Origin of the sequence: Exiguobacterium sp. SRB7LM (genome assembly GCF_015712685.1) — a bacterium.
GTDB classification, from domain to species: Bacteria; Bacillota; Bacilli; order Exiguobacteriales; family Exiguobacteriaceae; genus Exiguobacterium; species Exiguobacterium profundum.
Genome location: NZ_VWVR01000001.1, coordinates 1 through 2973, shown reverse-complemented (window position 1 = coordinate 2973; position 2973 = coordinate 1). Strand labels below are relative to the sequence as shown.

1 rRNA gene is annotated in these 2973 nt (G+C 55.2%); it reads right to left on the bottom strand.

What is annotated here, in order from left to right:
• Positions 1-34: 34 nt before the first annotated feature.
• Positions 35-2948: ribosomal RNA gene (locus tag F3H97_RS00005) — 23S ribosomal RNA — on the bottom strand.
• Positions 2949-2973: the final 25 nt, after the last annotated feature.

Genomic DNA, 2973 nt, shown 5'->3' with positions numbered 1-2973 from the left:
AAAACTGAGGATTCATCAACACAAACCATTAGACTAGATCAAAGCCTCGACCGATTAGTATCATTCAGCTCCACGTGTCGCCACGCTTCCACCCATGACCTATCTACCTCATCGTCTCTGAGGGGTCTTTCTTGATTGCTCAAAGGGAAATCTCATCTCGGAGGGGGCTTCATGCTTAGATGCTTTCAGCACTTATCCCGTCCGCACGTAGCTACCCAGCGGTGCTCCTGGCGGAACAACTGGTACACCAGCGGTGCGTCCATCCCGGTCCTCTCGTACTAAGGACAGCTCTCCTCAAATTTCCTGCGCCCACGACGGATAGGGACCGAACTGTCTCACGACGTTCTGAACCCAGCTCGCGTACCGCTTTAATGGGCGAACAGCCCAACCCTTGGGACCTACTCCAGCCCCAGGATGCGATGAGCCGACATCGAGGTGCCAAACCTCCCCGTCGATGTGGACTCTTGGGGGAGATCAGCCTGTTATCCCCAGGGTAGCTTTTATCCGTTGAGCGATGGCCCTTCCATGCGGAACCACCGGATCACTAAGCCCGACTTTCGTCCCTGCTCGACTTGTAGGTCTCGCAGTCAAGCTCCCTTCTGCCTTTGCACTCTTCGAATGATTTCCAACCATTCTGAGGGAACCTTTGGGCGCCTCCGTTACTGTTTAGGAGGCGACCGCCCCAGTCAAACTACCCGCCTGACACGGTCCTCCAGCCGGATCACGGCTGCGAGTTAGAGACTCTATACGCAAAGGGTGGTATCCCAAGGGTGTCTCCACCGAAGCTGGCGCTCCGGCTTCACAAACTCCCACCTATCCTGTACATCGCGTACAAAGCCTCAATATCAGGCTGTAGTAAAGCTCCATGGGGTCTTTCCGTCCTGTCGCGGGTAACCTGCATCTTCACAGGTACTATGATTTCACCGGGTCTCTCGTTGAGACAGTGCCCAAATCGTTACGCCTTTCGTGCGGGTCGGAACTTACCCGACAAGGAATTTCGCTACCTTAGGACCGTTATAGTTACGGCCGCCGTTTACTGGGGCTTCGGTTCAGTGCTTCTCTTGCGATGACACATCCCCTTAACCTTCCAGCACCGGGCAGGCGTCAGCCCCTATACTTCATCTTGCGATTTAGCAGAGACCTGTGTTTTTGCTAAACAGTCGTTTGGGCCTATTCACTGCGGCTTATGTTGCCATAAGCGTCCCTTCTCCCGAAGTTACGGGACCATTTTGCCGAGTTCCTTAACGAGAGTTATCCCGCGCGTCTTAGAATTCTCATCTCGCCTACCTGTGTCGGTTTGCGGTACTGGCGCCGACCTCCTCACTAGAGGCTTTTCTTGGCAGCGTGAAATCCGGTGCTTCGCCCTACGGGCTCCACGTCACAGCTCAACCTTGTATGCCGGGCGGATTTGCCAACCCGACGGCCTCGCTGCTTGTCCGTGCACTTCCAGTCGCACGGTCACCTTATCCTTCTGCGTCCCCCCATCGTTCAAACGGTGGTACGGCGGTACAGGAATATCGACCTGTTGTCCATCGCCTACGCCTTTCGGCCTCGGCTTAGGTCCAGACTAACCCTGAGCGGACGAGCCTTCCTCAGGAAACCTTAGGCTTTCGACGGAGGGGATTCTCACCCCTCTTTTCGCTACTCACACCGGCATTCTCACTTCCAAGCGCTCCACGGCTCCTCACGATACCGCTTCACTGCTGCTTGGAACGCTCTCCTACCATCCCTTACGGGATCCATAGCTTCGGTGGTATGTTTAGCCCCGTTACATTTTCGGCGCGGCGCCACTCGACTAGTGAGCTATTACGCACTCTTTGAATGGTGGCTGCTTCTAAGCCAACATCCTAGTTGTCTGTGCAGCGCCACATCCTTTTCCACTTAACATACACTTGGGGACCTTAGCTGATGGTCTGGGCTGTTTCCCTCTCGACTACGGATCTTATCACTCGCAGTCTGACTCCCGAGTACAAGTTGCTGGCATTCGGAGTTTGACTGAATTCGGTAACCCTGTGGGGGCCCCTAGTCCAATCAGTGCTCTACCTCCAGAACTCTTCACCTCGAGGCTAGCCCTAAAGCTATTTCGGAGAGAACCAGCTATCTCCAGGTTCGATTGGCATTTCACCGCTACCCACACCTCATCCCCGCACTTTTCAACGTGCGTGGGTTCGGACCTCCAGTCAGTGTTACCTGACCTTCATCCTGGACATGGGTAGATCACCTGGTTTCGGGTCTACGACGACGGACTGATGCGCCCTGTTCAGACTCGCTTTCGCTGCGGCTCCGCCTCATCGGCTTAACCTCGCCCGCCATCGTAACTCGCCGGTTCATTCTACAAAAGGCACGCCATCACCCGTGAACGGGCTCTGACTACTTGTAGGCATACGGTTTCAGGATCTCTTTCACTCCCCTTCCGGGGTGCTTTTCACCTTTCCCTCACGGTACTGGTTCACTATCGGTCACTAGGAAGTATTTAGCCTTGGGAGATGGTCCTCCCGGATTCCGACGGGGTTTCACGTGTCCCGCCGTACTCAGGATCCACTCTGGAGGGGATGGGGTTTCGGCTACAGGGCCGTCACCTTCTCTGGCCGACCTTTCCAGGTCGTTCACCTACCCTATCCCTTTGTAACTCCGTGTAGAGTGTCCTACAACCCCAGGAAGCATGCTTCCTGGTTTGGGCTGTTCCCGTTTCGCTCGCCGCTACTCAGGGAATCGAATTTTCTTTCTCTTCCTCCGGGTACTTAGATGTTTCAGTTCCCCGGGTATGCCTCACGCCACGCTATGTATTCACGTGGGTGTCCCGCCAGTCTCCCGGCGGTGGGTTCCCCCATTCGGAGATCTCTGGATCGATGTGTACTTACCACTCCCCAGAGCATTTCGCTGTTCGTCGCGTCCTTCATCGGCTCCTAGTGCCAAGGCATCCACCGTACGCCCTTTCTACCTTGATCTAGCGTCTAAGACACACGGTCCTCA